The sequence below is a fragment of the Streptomyces sp. NPDC048506 genome (assembly GCF_040651315.1).
Lineage (GTDB): Bacteria > Actinomycetota > Actinomycetes > Streptomycetales > Streptomycetaceae > Streptomyces.
Window position 1 is genome coordinate 80,123 of record NZ_JBEZIX010000034.1, and the last position, 13,692, is coordinate 93,814.

The 13,692-nt window shown below is 72.7% G+C and carries 11 protein-coding genes; 5 read left to right on the forward strand and 6 right to left on the reverse strand.

The window, feature by feature from the left end:
- Positions 1-35: 35 nt before the first annotated feature.
- Together AB0C96_RS26445 and AB0C96_RS26450 are read right to left on the reverse strand one after the other, a co-directional pair.
- Entirely contained in the window at positions 36-800 is a 765-nt protein-coding gene (locus AB0C96_RS26445) for a crotonase/enoyl-CoA hydratase family protein (protein ID WP_362920457.1), read from the reverse strand.
- A complete protein-coding gene (locus AB0C96_RS26450) occupies positions 800-2,467 on the reverse strand; it encodes an acyl-CoA dehydrogenase family protein (protein WP_362920459.1) in 1,668 nt (555 codons plus the stop codon). Before AB0C96_RS26450 ends, AB0C96_RS26445 begins: the two co-directional genes overlap by 1 nt.
- A gap of 79 nt (positions 2,468-2,546) precedes the next feature.
- On the opposite strand from AB0C96_RS26450, the gene AB0C96_RS26455 reads away from it, so the two are divergent.
- Complete coding sequence (locus AB0C96_RS26455; RefSeq protein ID WP_362920461.1) at positions 2,547-3,317, forward strand: PaaX family transcriptional regulator C-terminal domain-containing protein; 771 nt, start codon at positions 2,547-2,549, stop codon at positions 3,315-3,317.
- 28 nt (positions 3,318-3,345) lie between these two features.
- Here the strand turns inward: AB0C96_RS26455 and AB0C96_RS26460 are convergent, their stop codons facing one another.
- Complete coding sequence (locus AB0C96_RS26460; RefSeq protein ID WP_362920463.1) at positions 3,346-4,551, reverse strand: lactonase family protein; 1,206 nt, start codon at positions 4,549-4,551, stop codon at positions 3,346-3,348.
- A gap of 275 nt (positions 4,552-4,826) precedes the next feature.
- Here AB0C96_RS26460 and AB0C96_RS26465 point away from each other — a divergent pair, with 275 nt between their 5' ends.
- Positions 4,827-5,915, forward strand: coding sequence for a tetratricopeptide repeat protein (locus tag AB0C96_RS26465; protein ID WP_362920465.1), 1,089 nt, complete (start codon positions 4,827-4,829; stop codon positions 5,913-5,915).
- On the opposite strand, the gene AB0C96_RS26470 is transcribed toward AB0C96_RS26465, so the two are convergent.
- Positions 5,809-7,233 carry a lipase maturation factor family protein gene (locus AB0C96_RS26470; protein WP_362920467.1) on the reverse strand — a complete coding sequence of 475 codons (1,425 nt, stop codon included), beginning with the start codon at positions 7,231-7,233 and terminating at the stop codon, positions 5,809-5,811. The genes AB0C96_RS26465 and AB0C96_RS26470 overlap by 107 nt on opposite strands.
- A gap of 373 nt (positions 7,234-7,606) precedes the next feature.
- Between AB0C96_RS26470 and AB0C96_RS26475 the strand changes: the two genes are divergently transcribed.
- A complete protein-coding gene (locus AB0C96_RS26475; RefSeq protein WP_362920518.1) occupies positions 7,607-7,777 on the forward strand; it encodes a hypothetical protein in 171 nt (56 codons plus the stop codon).
- A gap of 49 nt (positions 7,778-7,826) precedes the next feature.
- On the opposite strand, the gene AB0C96_RS26480 is transcribed toward AB0C96_RS26475, so the two are convergent.
- Together AB0C96_RS26480 and AB0C96_RS26485 are read right to left on the reverse strand one after the other, a co-directional pair.
- Positions 7,827-8,402, reverse strand: a complete 576-nt coding sequence (locus AB0C96_RS26480; RefSeq protein WP_362920469.1) for a TIGR03086 family metal-binding protein — start codon at positions 8,400-8,402, stop codon at positions 7,827-7,829.
- Positions 8,403-8,523: 121 nt separating this feature from the next.
- A complete protein-coding gene (locus tag AB0C96_RS26485) occupies positions 8,524-10,353 on the reverse strand; it encodes an alpha-L-fucosidase (RefSeq protein ID WP_362920471.1) in 1,830 nt (609 codons plus the stop codon).
- Between the two features lie 331 nt (positions 10,354-10,684).
- Between AB0C96_RS26485 and AB0C96_RS26490 the strand changes: the two genes are divergently transcribed.
- On the forward strand, positions 10,685-12,247 hold the full coding sequence (locus tag AB0C96_RS26490) for an AMP-binding protein (RefSeq protein WP_362920473.1): 1,563 nt from the start codon (positions 10,685-10,687) through the stop codon (positions 12,245-12,247).
- Positions 12,248-12,530: 283 nt separating this feature from the next.
- Positions 12,531-13,676: a glycoside hydrolase family 88 protein gene (locus tag AB0C96_RS26495; protein WP_362920476.1), complete on the forward strand. Its 1,146-nt coding sequence runs from the start codon at positions 12,531-12,533 to the stop codon at positions 13,674-13,676.
- The last annotated feature ends 16 nt before the right edge of the window (positions 13,677-13,692 follow it).

Here is a 13,692-nt window from a genome sequence, read left to right on the forward strand (position 1 = left end):
GGCCAGGGCCGCGGCGCGCCCGGGGGAGGCGCCCGCTACGTCGGGTCCGCCTCGCCGTGCCGTCCCGCCCCGGCGGCGAACCGCGCCGCACCCGTCATCGCCTCGGCCAACACGCCCTGCCCGTAACGGAGTTCGTCGGCCATGGCGGTCTCCTCGTCCCGGCCCTCCTGGTCCAACAGGGAGGCCCGGTCGCTGCGCAGACAGGCCTGCGGGAACCGGGCCAGCTCGGCCGCCAGCAACTCGGCCTCCGCGCGGGCGGTACCGGTCGGCACCACACGGTTGGCCAGCCCGATGTCCAGCGCCTCTGCCGCCGCGACCGGACGGCCCGTCAGGACCAGGTCCATCGCCCGGCCGGCGCCGATCAGCCGCGGCAACCGCACCGTTCCGCCGTCGATCAGCGGCACCCCCCAGCGCCGGCAGAACACCCCGAAGACGGCGTCCTCCTCGACCACTCGGAGGTCGCACCACAGTGCCAGCTCCAGCCCGCCGGCCACCGCATGGCCGGCCACCGCCGCGATCACCGGCTTGGTCAGCCGCATCCGGGTCGGCCCCATCGGGCCGTCGCCGTCCGGCGCCACCCGGTTGCCGCGCTCGGTGCCCACCGCCTTGAGGTCGGCGCCGGAGCAGAACGTCCCGCCAGCGCCCCACAGCACCGCCACCCGGGCCCCCTCGTCGGCCTCGAACTCCCGGAAGGCGTCCGCCAGTTGACGTGCGGTCGGGCCGTCCACGGCGTTGCGGGCGGCGGGCCGGGACAGCACCACCGTCGTCACCGGCCCGGCGCGCTCGATCCGTACGGCCATCAGGTCGCGTCCCCGGACGCCGGGACGGCCGGGCGGGGCCGGGCGCGCTCCAGGATCGCCGTGAGGTCGGCGCCGGCCGGGAGGGTGCCGAACGCATGCCCCCACTCCCCGTCGAGCCGTGAGGCGCAGAACGCATCGGCGAGCGCCGGGTGGCTGTAGCGCACCAGCAGCGAGGCCTGGAGCACCAGCGCCATCCGCTCCGCCAGCGACCGCGCCATCAGCTGCGCCCGTTCGGGGCTGGCCAGTGCGCCGAGCATCGTGCGGACCCCGGCCACCGCGTCGTCCAGTCGCCGATCGGCGCCCGCCGCGCTCTCCACCTCGGCGAAGAACGCGTCCAGCGCGGCCGGCTCCTTGCCGAGCGCGCGCAGCACGTCGAGGGCCGCGACGTTGCCCGAGCCCTCCCAGATGGACAGCAGCGGCGCCTCCCGGTAGAGCCGCGGCATGCCCGAGTCCTCGACGTAGCCGTTGCCGCCCAGGCACTCCAGCGCCTCCGCGGCATGGGTGCTGCCCCGCTTGCACACCCAGTACTTGCCGGCGGCCAGCGCCAGCCGGCGCAGCGCCGCCTCCTGGGCGTCCCCGGCCGCCGACCGGTCCACCGCCGTGGCCAGCCGCATCCCCAGCAGCGTCGCCGCCTCCGACTCGATCGCCAGGTCCGCGAGCACCGAGCGCATCAGCGGCTGCCGGTCCAGCTCCCTCCCGAACGCCCGCCGGTGCGCGGTGTGGTGCAGCGCCTGCCGCAGCCCGGCCCGCATCCCGGCCGCCGACCCCAGCACACAGTCCAGCCGGGTCATGTTCACCATCTCGACGATGGTCCGCACCCCGCGCCCCGGCTCGCCCACCGGCCAGGCCACCGCCTCGTCGTACTCGATCTCCGAGGACGCGTTGGAGCGGTTGCCCAGCTTGTCCTTGAGCCGCATCAGCCGCAGGCCGTTGCGCGTGCCGTCCGGCAGCACCCGCGGGAGCAGGAAGCAGCCCAGTCCCTCCGGGGTCTGCGCCAGCGCCAGGAACACATCGCTCATCGGCGCCGAGGTGAACCACTTGTGACCGGTGATGCGGTACGTCCCGTCGCCGGCCGGCACCGCCCGTGTGGTGTTGGCCCGCACGTCCGAGCCGCCCTGCTTCTCCGTCATCGACATGCCCGCGATCAGGCCCGACTTGGTCAGCGGCGCGCGCAGCCCGAAGTCGTAGGTACGGGAGGCCAGCAGCGGCTCGTACTGCGCGGCCAGGTCCGGTGCGGCGCGCAGTGCCGGGACGGCGGCGTAGGTCATCGAGATCGGGCAGCCGTGCCCCGCCTCGGCCTGCGACCAGACGTAGAACTTGGCGGCGCGCACCAGATGTGCGCCGGCGCGGTCGTCGGTCCACGGCGCGGCGTGCAGGCCGTGCCGCACCGCGACGGTCATCAGCTCGTGCCAGGCCGGATCGAACTCCACCTCGTCGACGCGGTGCCCGTACCGGTCGTGGGTGTGCAGCCGGGGCGGCCGCTCCTCCGCGCGGCGCGCCTGTTCCTGCACCGCGGCCGTGCCGGCCAGCGCGCCGAGTTCGGTCACCTCGCGCACGCCCCACTCGGCGCCGTCCCGGCGCAGCGCCTCCAGCAGGGCCGGCTCGTCCGCCGTGCTGAACCCGTTCAGCGGCGGAGCCTGATTCACGACTTCATGGGTGACGGTCATATCTCGACGTTACAGAATTCGATCAGCCGTGTGAAGTGTGTAATGCGCCGGCCCGGCGCCGCTAGACTTTCCAGCACATATGAACGACGCCGCTCACCACGCCGACTCCAGCGCCACCGCCGACCTCGCGCTGCGGTCGCTCACCGCGCGCTCCATCGTGCTGAGCACCCTCCTCGGCCACCACCCTCCGGAACTGCCGGTGCGCGCCCTGGTGCGGGTCGGTGAGCTCTTCGGCATCGCCGAGGGCACCGTCCGCGTCGCCCTCTCCCGCATGGTGGCCGCCGGCGACCTGCGGCAGGCGGACGGCTCCTACGCACTCACCGCCCGCCTGCTCGCCCGTCAGGCCCGGCAGGACGAGAGCCGCTCACCCCGGACCCGGCGCTGGCGCGGGGACTGGGAGATCGCCCTCGTCACCACCCCGGAAGGCCGACCGGCCGCCGAGCGCACCGCACTGCGCCAGGCCATGGCGGAGCTGCGGCTGGCGGAACTCCGCGAAGGCAGCTGGCTGCGGCCGGCCAACCTCCACCGGCCGCGCCCGCCGGTCGTCGTCGAGCAGTGCACCTGGCTGACCGGCACCCCGGACGACGACCCGGCCGGACTCGCGGCCCGGCTCTGGGACCTGGACGGCTGGGCGGCGCGGGCCCGGGCCCTGATGGCCGCGCTGTCCCGCGCCGGCACCCTCGCCGACCGCTTCACGATCGCGGCCGCCGCCCTGCGCCATCTCCTCGCCGATCCGCTGCTGCCGGACGCCCTGCTGCCCCAGGGCTGGCCGGGCGACCAACTCCGCGCCCGCTACGACGAGTTCGAGCGCGAGCTGAGCGAACTGCTACGGCAGTACCTGTCCGGCTGATCCCTCGGCACGCCCCGGTCCGACTCGCTCACCGCGCAACCACACAGACCGGCATCGGCGTCGCGAACGGCTCGGTGGCGTTGGTGAGCGCCCCGGTCCGGGTGTCCACCGAGAACACCGACACCGAACCGGACTTCTGGTTCGCGGCGAACAACCAGCGCTCATCGGGCGAGAACGCGATCTGCCGGGGGAAGTCCCCGCCCACCGGCACGGTGTCCAGCAGCCGCAGCCCGGCCCCGCCCCCCTCCACGGCGTAGCGGGTGAGGCTGTTGTGCCCGCGATTGGCCAGGAACGCGAAGCGGCCGTTGCGGGTGACCAGGATCTGCGCCGGGTAGCTGGTCCCCGGACCGGTCCCGGTGGACTGCGGCCGGCCCGGCGTCAGCCGTCCGCCGGCCCGGTCGTAGCCGCAGACCACCACCGTGTTGTCGACCTCGTTGGCCAGGTACGCATGGCGGCCCGAGGGGTGGAAGGTCAGGTGCCGCGGGCCGGCCCCGGGCCGCAGCGTCGCGTACGACACCTGGGTGAGCCGCCCGGCCGCGGTGTCCAGTCGGTAGCTGTAGACCGTGTCGTTGCCGAGGTCGACGGCCAGCACATGGCGGCCGTCCGGGCTGGTGACGATCTGGTGGGCGTGCGGCCCGTCCTGGCCGGGGCCGGGCGGCGGGGCGGAGTGGGTGACCAGGTCCGTACGTTCGCCCAGGGCGCCGGTGGCCCGGTCGATCGGGTGCACCGCCACGCTGCCGGAGAGGTAGTTGGCGCTCAGCAGCCAGCGCCCCCCGGGGTGCACCGAAAGGTGACAGGGGCCGGCGCCGCCGGTGGAGCGGGTGCCCAGCACCGCGGGCGGCGCGCCCGGCGCCAGTGCGAGCGCGGTCACCGCGCCCTGTTCCTGCTCGTCGACCGCGTAGAGCGTGCGTCCGGAGGGCGCGAGCGCGAGGTAGGAGGGATCGGCCACCCCGGTGACCACGCCGGTGGCGGTGATCCGCCCGGTCATGGTGTCGTACGTGCCGAGGCCGATGCCGGTCCCGCCGCCCTCCTTCGAGGTGTACGTGCCCAGGAAGAGCGGCCGGGCGCCGGGCGGGCGCCGGCCGGGGGCGCGTCCGGCCCGCGCGGGCGCGGCGTCCGCGGCGGTCAGCAGCCCCACCCCGGCCGTCGTGGTGAGTCCCGCGGCGACGGTCCGCAGGAAGCGGCGGCGGCCGACCCCGGTCGTGGACTCCGTTCCGGTGCGTCCAGCTGTCATGCCAGCAGAGTGGCCCGCACCACCGACGTCGGCAAGAGGTGCAACCTCGATTGCACAGGATGCAACGCCTTCGGAAGGCCCCGGGACGCCCGGGAGAGCACCGGACCAGCGGTGTGACCCTGAGGAACCCCTACGTCCGCATGATGACCAGGACCCCCATCCGTAGCACTCCAGTCGTACGGAACAACACATACATGGACGGATTCGCCGGCCCGCTCACCGCTCGTAGGTTGTTGATCAAGGCGACGGAGAGATGATCGAGAGGCCACGGATTGATGTACGGCAAGGCATTCGCCCCGGAGTACCAGGGCGAGTTGGGCGCGGCACTGGGCGTGAACTCCTCGTACGAGGAGGTGTTGGCAACGGCCAGTCGCGCATACGCCGAGGCGGACACGGCGCTGGACCGCGCGCGGGCCGGCCTCGCGGTCGCCGAGGCCAACCGGCGGCTCGGCCGGGTCGCCGAGGCCGGCGCCGCCTGGCGGTCGAGCTACCGCAGCGCCCGCACCGCCGGTGACGCGGGCGCCATGGCCTGGGCGCTGTGGAGCGGCGGCACCCTGGCCCGGCAGTGCGGCAGCCTGCCGCTGGCCCGCCGGCTGCTCACCCATGCGGTGGCGCTGGCCGACGACGGCGGCGACCGCCTGGCCCATGGCTACTCGCTCGCCGGACTCGCCGAGACCGGGCGCATCCAGGGCGACTACGCCGCGGTCGCCGACCTCCACGAGCAACTGCTGGCCCAGGCCCGGGCGCACGGCGAGGCCCGGCACACGGTCTGGGCGATGTCCGGCATCGCGCAGATGCATCGCAACACCGGCGACTACACCAAGGCCCTGGAGCTGTTCGAGGAGTCCGCCCGCATAGCCGAGCAGGGCGATGACTCCCGTGGTCGCGCCTGGTCGCTGCGGGGGGTGGCGGACGTCCTCTCGGTGCAGGGCGAGACCGACCGGGCGCTGGCCCTGCTGTCCGAGGCGGAGGCCATCTGCCGCCGGATGGACCTGGCCTCGGCGCTGGCCTACAACCACAAGATGCGTGCCAACGTCCTCTATCGCGCGGCCCGTTACGCATCGGCCCGGGACACCTACGACCTGGCACTCGGCGAGTTCCGCGCGATGCAGGAGCCCCGTGGGGAGGCGCTCTCCCGGCTGGGACTGGCCAAGTCGCGCTCCCGCCTCGGCCGCGACCGTGACGAGACGTTGACCGAACTCGCCTCCCTGGAACGGGACTTCAAGCGAATTGGGCTCCGTCATGCACGGGATATGGTCATCGCGTTCCGTGCAGAGCTGACCGCCCGATCGGCGGCAGGAACTCCCGCTCCTCGGTCCGATGCCACCACGCTCCGGTCTCCCGCAGTTCCCGCCAGGTCGTGAACCGGTAGCGGAACACCCGGGCCCTGATCCGGGCCGGCGGCAGATCGGGGAACGGATTGCTGCGCAGCAGCCGCAGGGTGTCCCGGTCGTTCTCCAGCAGCCGCGCCACGAACGGTACGAACCACGCCCGCGCATAGGCCGGCGACAGCGCCGCGAACCACATCAGCCAGTCCAGTCGCAGATGGTACGGCGCGAACTGCCGCGGCAGCCGCCGCACATCGCCCGGCTTCCCGTGGAATTCGTAGGCGACCCAGGTCGTGTCGGGCCCGGTGACCGCGTCCGCGGTGCCCTCCACCACGATCTCCCGGCGCACCCGCGTGATCGTGCCGAACGCGCCGTAGGAGTTCACCAGGTGCAGTGACTCGTAGGAGGTGTTCATCATCTGCTGCCGGGTCAGCAGATTGCGCGCCGGCCGGTAGCTGAGCAGCGCCACGCCGGCGGTGGCCGCCAGGGCCAGGGCCTCGAACCACACCGGCGGCGCGGGGAGCGCCCCGGACGGCTGGGCCCACAGCGGTGCGGCGGCCGACAGGGCCAGCGCGATGGTCACCCAGTTCAGCCAGGCGAAGTTGCCGGACAGCACCAGCCACAACTGCGTGACGACCATGGCGAACGCGGCCCAGCCGGCGATCGGTTGGGGCGTGAACAGCAGCACCGGGAGACCGAGTTGGGCGACGTGGTTGGCGGCCACCTCGACCCGGTGCAGCGGCCGGGGCAGATGGTGGAAGAACCAGCTCAGCGGTCCCGGCATCGGCTGGGTCTCGTGGTGGTAGTAGAGGCAGGTCAGGTTCCGCCAGCAGTGGTCGCCGCGCATCTTGATCAGCCCGGCCCCGAACTCCACCCGGAACAGCACCCAGCGCAACAGCCACATGATCGTCACCGGGGGAGCGGTGTCGGCGTTGCCGAGGAACACCGCGAGCGAGCCGGCCTCCAGCAGTAGCGACTCCCAGCCGAAGCTGTACCAGGTCTGCCCCACGTTCACGATGGACAGGTACTGCGCCCACAGGACGGCCCACAGCAGCATCGACGCCCACAGCGGCACGGCATCCGCGGCGCCCGCCGCCACCGCGGCGGCCAGCGCCACCCCGGACCACGACCAGAGCGCGAAGAAGCGGTCCGAGTAGCGCCAGTGGAAGATCGACGGTGCCGCGCGGAACGGCACCCGGGCCACGAAGGCGGGCACCGGCAGGATGCCGCGCGCGCCGATGAGGGCCCGGAACTGCCGCACCGCGGTGAGGAACGCGACGACGTAGAGAACGGCCAGCAGCCGCTGGAAGACGAGTCGCCCGAGCCAGTAACCGGAATCCGAGAACCATGCCACCCGCCCATGGGTAGCACTGCGGCCGCGGAGCCGGGAACACTCCCTCCGCGGGGTCACTCTCCAGCGTAGGGATCGGGGCAAATGCAGCAACCCGGCCGCCATTCGGGTGAGTGAGGTGCGTCACAATTAATGCCGGATTTCCCGTCACTTCCGGGGCGGGGAATTCCCGCCTTCCGGTGATCCTTCGATATCGCCGGAAAACGTCGAGCGCCCTGCGTGCGGCGTCGTTACCCTGAGGGACGACGGACGACCTTTTCTGGGAGACGCCAACACCATTGGCCCGTCGCGGGAACGCCACAAACCTTGGCCGACCTCCCGGTTTGTGAAAGAGGCGCCACCGCGTCGGACCAATACCTCGATGAAGGAGTGCGTGGTGGCATTGCACAAGGCTCAACACAAGCAGCCCCGCTCGAAGCAGGGCGAGCGACCAGGTCGTATCAAGGAAGTCCGCAACCTCGAAGTCTGGGACCGCTGCGCGCCCGTGCGGCTCGCCGGCTGCGACGACGACCCCGCCGAGCCCTACATCATCCGCGGCATCGACTGACCGCCTCCTCGCTCGGGCGTCGGCCCCGACCCACGGCGTCGGCCCAGGGTCAGGGCCGACGCCCGAGCAGGCACAGCAGCCGGACGAGGTCGTCGGCGTCCGGCGGGGGCTCCACCGCCGGCGCGAACAGTCCGGACGCGGCGAGCCCCGGGGCGTAGGGCTCCACCTCGCGCAGCGCCGCCGTCGCCAGATCGCCGGGCAGCCGCTCCTCGGCACCGATCGCCCGGGACAGATCCCAGGAGTGCACCACCGCATCGGCCATCATCTGCGTGCAGTACGCATCCGCCGGGGCGGAGCCGTACGACAGCTGGACCGTGCGGCCGAGGGCGCCGCGCTCCGAGAACGCCGCCACGGCGGCCACCGCCGCCCGGTCCCAGGTCTCGACCGGGTCGTCCCCGAGCACGTCCCCCTCGTAGTCCGATCCGACGTCGGTGATGGCGGCGCCGTCCCGCACCAGGCGCGGCACCCACAGCTGCTCGGCGGTGAGGTGGTTCACCAGGTCCCGCACCGACCACTCCGCACACGGCGTCGGGCCGTCCCACTGGTCGTCGCGGACCGCGTGCACCCGGCTCCCGAACAGGGCCAGTGCCTCACCGTGGGTCCGCAGGATCTCGTCGTGGCTCATGCTCCCCGAGGATAGGAGCGGGCGCCGACGGCCGCCGCCGCGACGGCCCGAACGGTCCAGTCGGCGGCGGGCGGAGCTGCCGTCCCGTCCGCCGATCGGTGCCGCCCTGGCCGTCGCGGTCTCAGTCGGCGTAGAGCTGACGCTGCGGCACGATCTGCTGGGCCTGGCTGGGGCTGGACCACAGCAGCTTCACATGGGCCTCGCCGGTCCGCTCCGTGTAGTCGATCCGGATGCGGTGCCGGTGGCCGGCCCTGAGCGCGACGGTCCCCTTGTCGACCTTCGGCTCGTGCGGGGTGGTGCTGTCGATGACCGGCTTGTCGTCGACCCACACCTGGACGGTGTCGTCGGAGACCGTGGTGAGGGTGTAGGTCTCGTCGAAGCGCGGCTGGAGGGAGCCGGTCCAGCGGGTGCTGAAGTGGTCGGCGGGGATCGCCGGGTCCGGCGAGCCGTCGAAGCGGTAGGACTTGTTCACCGTCGGATCCACTCCCGTCACCGCGGGCGGGCCGGAGAAGGAGTCGTTCGCCCAGCTCTGCGCCGTCAGCCCGGTGCCGTTACCCGCCGGCGCTGCGGCCGGCGGCGTGATCGTGAGCCGGAGGACGGTGGCGATCGGGCCGGTGGCCGGGCCGGACGGGGTGAGGTCGAAGCCGTCGCCGGACCGGGCGACCGCCACCCGTTGGGAGCTGCCCAGGACCCGGGCCGAGGTGATCTCGAAGGGGGTCCGGGCGGTGAGGTGCAGGGGTTGGCCGGCCTTCGGCCATGACGTGACCGAGGCGTAGAGCGCGTTGCCCCGGCGGGAGACCGCGCCCCACGGGGGCTCGGCGACCAGCCCGGTGTGCCCGGCGCCGTACACCGCACCGCCCTGGCCGGCCGTCCCCAGCCAGCGGCCGGTCTCCCGCAGCCGGTCGAGGGACGGCTGCGGGATGCGGCCCAGCCGGTCGGGGCCGACGTTGAGCAGGTAGTTGCCACCGCGGCCGGCCACGTCCAGCAGGTTGTGCACGACCGTCGCCGGAGACTTCCAGTTGGTGTCGTACGCGGCGAAGCCCCAGTGGTCGTTGAGCGTCATACAGCTCTCCCACAGCTGCCCGTCGACCGGCTCGGCGGGGATCTCCTGCTCCGGCGTACCGAAGTCACCGTCGACCACCCCGCGTTTGCCGACGCGATTGTTGACGATCAGTCCAGGCTTCAGGTCGTGCAGATACGCCTGGAGTTCGGCGCCGTCCCGGCGGGACCAGCGGTTGGTGGGGTTGTCGGTGTCCCATTCGCCGTCGAACCACAAGAGCGCCGGGTCGTAGTCGTCGATCAGCTCCTTGAGTTGGCCGTACATCCGCTTCTTGTACCGCGGGAAGGTCGCCGGGTCGGCGAAGTCGGGGTCGTGCCAGTCCCAGATCGAGTAGTAGAAACCGAGTTTGATCCCGGCGGCGTCGGCGGCCCGTTTCAGCTCACGGAGGATGTCGCGGTGCCGGTCGAAGGCCGAATGGTCGCGCAGGTTCCAGGTGTTCTGCTTCGTCGGCCACATCGCATAGCCGTCGTGGTGTTTGGAGGTGATGACGATATAGCGCTGGCCGGCGTCCTTGGCGGCCCGGACGATCGCCTCGGCGTCGAAGGCGGACGGGTTGAAGGTGGCCGCCTGCTTCTCGTACTCGGCCCTGGGGATATGGCACTCGCGCTCGATCCACTCCGCATTGCGGCAGACGGTGCCGTCCGGCCGGGTGTACTCGCCCTCCAGGTTCGAGTACGCGCCGAAGTGGATGAACATCCCGAAGCGGGCCTGCCGCCACCACGCGGTGCGCGGCGCGGTGAACGGGTCGTCGGTCGCGTGGTTGGTGCCCGGTCCCGTGGCGCGGTGGGACGGGGGCCGCGCGGCGGACGCCGGGCCGCCGACCGTCAGCAGCAGGGCGCCCAGCACCCCCAACACCACCGGTATCCGGAACGGTCTCGTGCGACGGTGCATCGCTCGCTCCTCATGTCGGGCGGTCACTCGGTCCGTCGTGTGCGTGCCTCCTGTGCCACCCCGCATGGTGCAGTCCGGTTGCCGGGACCGGAAGCCCCTGGGCGCAATAAACATCGGAGCATAGGAGGTTAACTCGCAGGAATTGGGCCGGTGTTGGGGGAGTTGGTCAGAGGAATCGGGCGGAGACCTCGGATCTCATACGGTGTCGGTGGGGGTGGCCGATTCCGTACGGTCGGCGCCCCGGGCCGCCCGTCAGCCCCGGTGCGCCCTGGTCAACGGCCCGGGATTGCCGGTTCAATGAGCGGCCCCGGTCGCACTCACTGGAGGCACCATGGAAGCCGTCGTCCCGCCCGTCGCCGGCACCCCCGCCATCCGCTGTGCGGGCCGGGAACGCGACTACCCGACCTTCCTCGAACGCGCCGCGCGGATCGCAACCGGCCTGCGCGCGGCCGGAGTCGAGCCGGGCGACCGGATCGCGGTCGTGCTGCGCAACGAACCCGCCCACCTGGAGATCACCGCCGGTGCCGCCCTGCTCGGCGCCTCCGCCGTCCCCGTCAACTGGCACTTCCGGCGCGACGAGCTCCGCCATGTGCTCACCGACAGCGGCAGCAAGGTCGTCTTCGCGCACACCGACCTGCTGGACCAGGTGGCCGCCGCACTCCCCGACGGCGTACGGATCGTCGAGGCCGCGGTGCCCCCGGGGGTGGCGGCCGCCTGCGGCTTCCCGGCACCGCCGCCCACCGGAGCGCACCCCCTGCTCGACGACTGGCTGGCCGCCCACCGACCGCTCGCCGCGGAGGTCGGGGAGCGCCCGCCCACGGTCATCTACAGCTCCGGAACCACCGGCCGCCCCAAGGGAGTTCTGCGGGAGCCGGTCTCCGCGGACCGGTTGGCCGAGGGGGTGCGGCTGTTCCTGGAGTACTTCGCGGTCGCCCCCGGTGGCCGTACGCTCATCCCGGCGCCGCTCTACCACGCGTCCCCCAGCCAGCACGCCATCCTCGCCCTCGCGGCCGGCCTGGACATCACGCTGATGCCGCGCTTCGACGCCGAGGAGTTCCTGCGGCTGATCGAACGGCACCGTATCGAGCAGGTGCAGGTCGTGCCCACGATGTTCGTCCGGCTGCTGCGGCTGCCCAAGGACGTGCGGGAGCGCTACGACCTCTCGTCGCTCACCTCCGTCGTGCACGCCGCGGCGCCCTGCCCGCCGCACGTCAAACACGCCATGATCGACTGGCTGGGACCGGTCCTGCGGGAGTACTACGGCGGCAGCGAGACCGGCGCCGTGACCTGGTGTGACAGCGACGAGTGGCTGGCCCACCCCGGCACCGTCGGACGGGCCACCGGGACCGGCGGGGTCGCGGTCATCGGCCCCGACGGGGAGCGGCTGCCGGCCGGCGCCACCGGCGACGTCTACCTCAAACCCGCCGACAACTGGCCCGATTTCACCTACCTCGGCGACCCGGACAGGCGCGCCGCCATGGAGGCGCCGGGCCTGCCCGGGTACGTCACGATCGGGGACGTCGGCCATCTCGACGCGGACGGCTACCTGTACCTCAGCGACCGCCGCAACGACATGGTCATCTCCGGCGGCGTCAACATCTACCCCGCGGAGATCGAGGGCTGTCTGCTCGCCCTCGAAGGAGTGCGGGACGCGGCGGTGTTCGGCATCCCGGACGAGGAGTTCGGCGAGGTGCTCGCCGCCCATCTGGAGACCGAGCCGGGCGTGCGGCTCGGCGCCGCGGCGGTACGCGCCCATGTCGCCGAGCGGCTCGCCGGGTACAAGGTGCCGCGGGCCGTGGTCTTCGAGGAGCGGCTGCCGCGGGACGAGTCGGGCAAGCTCTTCAAGCGGCTCCTGCGGGACCCGTACTGGGCGGGGCACCAGCGCACGATCTGAGCCCCCGGGCGACCTCTCGCCGCCGCCCCCGTTCAGCGGGGAGGGTCCGGCAGTCGGGCCCCGATGCGGCCAGCTCCGCGCGGATCGGGGCGAGTTCCCGTCGGAATCCGTCATGAACGGCGGTGCGGGCCGCGCCCGGCGAGTGAGGCCGCGGCCCCTTCCACAAACGGACGTCTGCTGCCACGATGTCCCTCGCCATTCATCACATGTGGGAATGCTGTTCCCATTCATGAACAGTCGTGGTTCTCGCATGTCTGAACTTCCGTCCCGGAAGGGGCCGTTCATGGAACGTCGGCAGTTCCTCGCCACCGGCGCCGCGTTGGCGGCCGGCACCACACTGTCCGTCCGCCCCGCCGTCGCCGTGCCGGGCCGCCGACCGCCCGAACGGCTACCGGCCCGCGCCGAGATCGTCACCGTGCTGCGCAGGGTCGCCGACCACTGGATCGGCGCCCACCCGGACCCCGGTGACAACCAGTGGGCCCGCGCCACCTTCTTCAGCGGGCTGATGGCACTGCACCGCCTCACCCGCGAACCCCGCTACCTCGCCTACGCCCGCACCTGGGCGGAGCGCCATGCATACGGGCTGCACAACGGCGTCACCACCCGGCACGCCGACGACCACTGCGCCGGCCAGACCTACCTCGACCTCTACGCCCTGGACGCCTCGCCCGACCAGGCCAAGATCGCCGCCATCGAGGAGTCGCTGCGGCGGATGGTGGACTCCTCGGCCCAGAAGCACGACGACTGGTGGTGGGCCGATGCGCTGCACATGGCGATGCCGCCGTTCGCGCGGCTGGGCGCGTTGCGCGACGACCGCGCGTACTGGGACGCGCTGCACGCGCTGCACACCCACACCAGGAGCGCCGAGGGCGGCCGGGGTCTGTACGACCGGGAAAGCGGCCTGTGGTACCGCGACAAGCGGTTCCTGCCCGGCGGCATCTCCTCGCCGAACGGCAGGCCCGTCCTGTGGTCGCGCGGCAACGGCTGGGTCGCCGCCGCCCACGCCAAGGTGCTCGCCGTCCTCCCCGACACCTTCACCCCGGTCCGCGGCTACCGGGCCGCCCTCGTCGAGGAGTTGGCCGCGCTGCGCGCCGTCCAGCGCACCGACGGGTTCTGGAACGTGAACCTCGCCGACCCTGCCCACCTCCCCGGCCCCGAGACCAGCGGCACCGCCTTCTTCGTCTACGCCACCGCGTACGCGGTGCGCACCGGGCTGGTCCCGCGCGGTGCCTATCGGCCGGTCGCCGCCCGCGCCTGGAACGCGATGGTCGGCACCGCCGTGCACCCCGACGGCTTCCTCGGCTACGTCCAGAACGCCGGCGACCGGCCGGAGTCCGGCCAGCCGGTCACCCATGACTCCACCGCCGACTTCGGAGTGGGGGCGTTCCTGCTCGCCGGTACGGAACTGGTGGCGCTCGGGGCCGACTGATTCGGTTGACGGCCCG

Excerpts from the sequence above, each read along its gene's own strand:
- AB0C96_RS26445 (WP_362920457.1), bottom strand. The coding sequence starts at position 800 with ATGGCCGTACGGATCGAGCGCGCCGGGCCGGTGACGACGGTGGTGCTG.
- AB0C96_RS26450 (WP_362920459.1), bottom strand. The coding sequence starts at position 2,467 with ATGACCGTCACCCATGAAGTCGTGAATCAGGCTCCGCCGCTGAACGGG.
- AB0C96_RS26455 (WP_362920461.1), top strand. The coding sequence starts at position 2,547 with ATGAACGACGCCGCTCACCACGCCGACTCCAGCGCCACCGCCGACCTC.
- AB0C96_RS26460 (WP_362920463.1), bottom strand. The coding sequence starts at position 4,551 with ATGACAGCTGGACGCACCGGAACGGAGTCCACGACCGGGGTCGGCCGC.
- AB0C96_RS26465 (WP_362920465.1), top strand. The coding sequence starts at position 4,827 with ATGTACGGCAAGGCATTCGCCCCGGAGTACCAGGGCGAGTTGGGCGCG.
- AB0C96_RS26480 (WP_362920469.1), bottom strand. The coding sequence starts at position 8,402 with ATGAGCCACGACGAGATCCTGCGGACCCACGGTGAGGCACTGGCCCTG.
- AB0C96_RS26485 (WP_362920471.1), bottom strand. The coding sequence starts at position 10,353 with ATGCACCGTCGCACGAGACCGTTCCGGATACCGGTGGTGTTGGGGGTG.
- AB0C96_RS26490 (WP_362920473.1), top strand. The coding sequence starts at position 10,685 with ATGGAAGCCGTCGTCCCGCCCGTCGCCGGCACCCCCGCCATCCGCTGT.
- AB0C96_RS26495 (WP_362920476.1), top strand. The coding sequence starts at position 12,531 with ATGGAACGTCGGCAGTTCCTCGCCACCGGCGCCGCGTTGGCGGCCGGC.